Source organism: Nocardioides sp. CPCC 206348 (assembly GCF_048654705.1).
GTDB lineage: Bacteria > Actinomycetota > Actinomycetes > Propionibacteriales > Nocardioidaceae > Nocardioides.
This window is the reverse complement of the sequence record NZ_JBMCZA010000224.1, coordinates 5,073-8,659: the sequence shown is the minus strand read 5'-3', so window position 1 is coordinate 8,659 and position 3,587 is coordinate 5,073. Positions and strand designations below refer to the sequence as shown.

The 3,587-nt window shown below is 67.9% G+C and carries 4 protein-coding genes and 1 pseudogene; 4 read left to right on the top strand and 1 reads right to left on the bottom strand.

Features of this window, described 5'->3' with window-relative positions:
• The first annotated feature begins 419 nt into the window (after positions 1–419).
• From ACOADB_RS25335 to ACOADB_RS25320, 4 genes are all read left to right on the top strand, one after another.
• Positions 420–962, top strand: coding sequence for a hypothetical protein (locus ACOADB_RS25335; protein ID WP_378605440.1), 543 nt, complete (start codon positions 420–422; stop codon positions 960–962).
• On the top strand, positions 959–1,390 hold the full coding sequence (locus tag ACOADB_RS25330) for a type II toxin-antitoxin system VapC family toxin (RefSeq protein WP_378605437.1): 432 nt from the start codon (positions 959–961) through the stop codon (positions 1,388–1,390). The genes ACOADB_RS25335 and ACOADB_RS25330 overlap by 4 nt, the downstream gene beginning before the upstream one ends.
• A 173-nt stretch (positions 1,391–1,563) precedes the next feature.
• Positions 1,564–2,391 carry a hypothetical protein gene (locus tag ACOADB_RS25325; protein WP_378605434.1) on the top strand — a complete coding sequence of 276 codons (828 nt, stop codon included), beginning with the start codon at positions 1,564–1,566 and terminating at the stop codon, positions 2,389–2,391.
• On the top strand, positions 2,372–3,007 hold the full coding sequence (locus tag ACOADB_RS25320; protein WP_378605431.1) for a hypothetical protein: 636 nt from the start codon (positions 2,372–2,374) through the stop codon (positions 3,005–3,007). Before ACOADB_RS25325 ends, ACOADB_RS25320 begins: the two co-directional genes overlap by 20 nt.
• A 6-nt stretch (positions 3,008–3,013) precedes the next feature.
• On the opposite strand, the pseudogene ACOADB_RS25315 reads toward ACOADB_RS25320, so the two are convergent.
• Positions 3,014–3,587, bottom strand: a pseudogene (locus ACOADB_RS25315) (hypothetical protein); the annotation flags it as partial.

Genomic DNA, 3,587 nt, shown 5'->3' with positions numbered 1-3,587 from the left:
CTACGGCCCCAAGGGGTTCCGGGTCGGCAAGCACCTGCGGTGGCGATCTGCGGTCGTCATCGCGTGGACGCTGGGGCTGGAGAAGGACGAGTGATCACCGATCGGCCGTGCGAGCGGTGCGGCCGTCGGATCTACGAGGGAGTACCTCGTCATCCTGGACGTCCGAAGCGATGGTGCAGCGCAGCCTGCCGTCGAGCGGACTATGCGGAGCGGCAGGCCGTCCAACGTGGCATGGAGCCGACCGTCCCCATCGAGCAGCATGTCGATGCGGTGCTCCATTCGCCGGCAGCCTGTCGGCGGGTGCTCCGCCAGATCGGGGAACTGGCGGGGGATGGGTCACTTGATGATGCGAAGTGGAGCAGCGTCGCCGACGAGATCACGCGCCTGGCTCGTCGGTCGGTTCCGCGCAGAGGCCTGCGATGAGCAGTCAGCTGGGTCGGCGCCGAATCTGGGAGCGACGCGAGGAACGCAGCCATCAACTGATCCGCCGTGCTCAACGAATCGAGGCGGTGGTTCTTCGCGTCCTCAATACCCGTGAGCAGCTAGGCCGCAGCCCGCGTGCCGATCTCGATGTCGGACGCGCGCTCTCTGAACTCCGTGACGTCGAAGGCGTCGCCATGTCGGAGATCGTTCGGTTGTGTGGCGGTGCGCTGGATCGAGCAGAGGTCGAGCGGCTGACGAGCCTCGCGCGCCCGCAATCTGACGTCCGCCGATCGTCGGACGAGTCGCCTAGACTTGCTGGCATGACCGCAAATCGCGACGAGTTGATTCACCTGATCGAGGGCATGCCCGACGATCAGGTGGACGTGCTGCTCGCCGACGCCAAGCGGCTGGCTGAATCGAAGCCGAGAGGGACCTGGCCGCCGAAGTTCGTTGGCATGGTCAAAGACGGCCCGACGAACGGCTCATCACCCGAGTACATCGACACCGTGATGTCGCGAGGTTTCGGTAGCGAGCGTTGATCGTCTGCGACACCGGCCCGCTCGTCGCTCTGGCCAACGAGCGGGACGAGCACTACTTCACCGCCACCGATCTGTTCCGTGACCTGTTCATGGCCAACGAAGCCATCGTTCTTCCCGCGACGGTGCTGGCTGAGGTCTGCTACTGGCTCAATCATCACGGCGGGCCAGAGGTCGAGGCGGCATTCCTCGACTCGGTTGCGGACGGCACGTTCACTCTGGTCGAGCTGACCAACGACGACGTTGCGCGCATGGCCGAGTTGGTCCGCCAGTTTGCGTCGTTCCCGCTCGGTGGCACGGATGCGTCGGTGGTGGCCGTGGCTGAGCGCCTCGGAGCACAAGAGATCGCCACCCTGGACAGGCGGCACTTTCCGTCGATCACGCCCAAGGGCGGCGGCTACTTCACGCTGCTGCCGCAAACAATCCCGTAGGCGGGTTCGACCCTATCTGCCCTCAATCTGCCCTCACCAGGACCGAAACGGACCGACAGCGTCCATGGCCACCGAACAACGTTTGCTCAGGTCAGCCCCACAACTAGCGAATATCGAGCAATGTCGGAATCGGCTCGATTCGTTCCGCTTCAACGTCTGACGCGGTGACCCCGATGAGCGCGGTGTCGGAGCGGCTTCACGCCCGTATCGCGCGGGACTTTCGTGACGATGGCACGGTCGCCGAGGTGGTGTGCCTGGTCGGGGGAGCCTCGGATGTCGAGCGGATCCAGGCGGCTGCGGTGCTGGCCGCTGCAGGCGACGTCGACGAACTCCGGCGGGCTGTTGCGCTTGCCGAGGTCGATGAGCGCGACGTGCTGGTCAACGGAGGCCTGGCGAACGCGGACTGGCGGGACGTGCTGGAACGCGAACTGGGGGCCGGCAAGCCGCGACGGTTCGCGGCGGTCCGGTACTGGTATCGGCGCATCGGGAACGCCGAGGACTTGCTGGCGGCCTGGCTCTTTGCGGCGATCATCAGCCTGCTGATGGCAGCCGTCTTCTTCCTCACCTGGGGGCCGGAACTCTCCGAGACACGCGGGTATCCGCGCGAGCAGGCCGAGGCGGTGACGATTCACGACGAATCCTGGTTCGGCTGCGGCAAGCACGAAGGGCCCAGGACTGATGTCACGTGGCGATCGGACGATCCACCGGCCGGCCTTCCGGGCACCTTCCGGGACCGATCTTCGTGCAACGGCGAACTCGAGGTCGGGGAGCGCTACGAAGTGGTCCGCGTCGCCGACGGCGATGACCTCGAGGTGTACGTCGACCCGGTCAGCTCCCAGACACAGGTCGTCCAGTTGACAGCCTTCGGAGCCGCGGCAGGATTCGTGGTTGCCTGGGTTGCGGTCGGCATCAAGTACGCCGTCCGGCGGTTCCGTCGTCGCAACGGCTCGAGCGCCTCGGCGTCCTCGGTAGGGTCCCTCCGTGGACGTGACCATCGATGAACTCGTGATCGCGGATGCCCCGGAGGCGTGGGCCGCGGCCGGGTTCACCGTCGATGACGACGGGGTCTGTCGGGTCGGGTCCGTGCGGCTCCGGCTGGTCGGGAGCGCCCAGGGCAAGGGCATCGTCGGCTGGTCGCTGCGCGGTGTTCCCGAGGACCTGACCGATGTCGACGGTGTGGTGACGACGGTCTCGGACGCGCCGCTCGTCGAGCCTGCGCACCATGCCAACGGCGTGACGTACATCGACCACGTCGTGCTCCTGTCGCCGGACCTGTCCCGCACCCTCGGGGCGCTCGGCGGGATCGGCCTGGAGCCGCGTCGCGTCCGGGACGGCGAGCTCGGTGGCATGCCCGTGCGGCAGGCGTTCTTCCGGCTCGGGGACGTGATCCTCGAGGTCGTCGGGTCCCCGGACTCCGCGACCGACGGGCCCGCGAGCCTGTGGGGACTGACCCACACGGTCGACGACATCGACGCGACGGCCGCGTTCCTCGGCGACCGCACGGGCCCGGTCAAGCACGCCGTCCAGCCGGGACGCCGGATCACGACGCTGAGGACCCGCGAGATCGGCATCTCGGTGCGCACGGCGCTGATCTCGCCGCACGTCCGCGGCCACTAGTTCCTACTACTGGGCGAGCACCTCGGCGGCCTCGGCCCGCTCCTGGTCGAACGGCACCGTGCCGAGCTCCAGGCGGAGGTCGCTGATCCCGGAGTGCCGGCGGGCGTACTCCAGCTCCCGCATCAGGTCGCCGAGCACGTTGTAGAGGACGCTGCCGATGCTCAGCGTCGACAGGGTGCCGAGCGCCTGGCCGTGCTCGTCGACGTACCCGCTCCCGCTGTCGCCCGGGATGCCCGGCGAGGGGGCGATGATCACGTGGGCCCAGCCCTCGGTCTCGGGCTGGTCGGCCATCGTCTGAGCGGCCTGGCGGGAGGCGGGGCTGTTGTCGCGGCGCAGCGAGGAGCGGCCGAACCCGTAGGCGCGGTCGAGGATGTAGAGGCCGCCCTCGGAGAGCCCTTCGGGTCCGCCCCAGTGGGGCATGGTCGGGTTGACCAGCTTGCGGTCGCGAGCGTCCACCTTGATCAACGCGAAGTCGTTGAAGCGACAGGCGTTCGGGTCCGTCTCGCCGATCCTGCGCATGGTGTGCCAGCTGCTGTAGGCCAGGCGCCCCTTCGCGAGCTCTTTTCCGGCGTCGTACTTG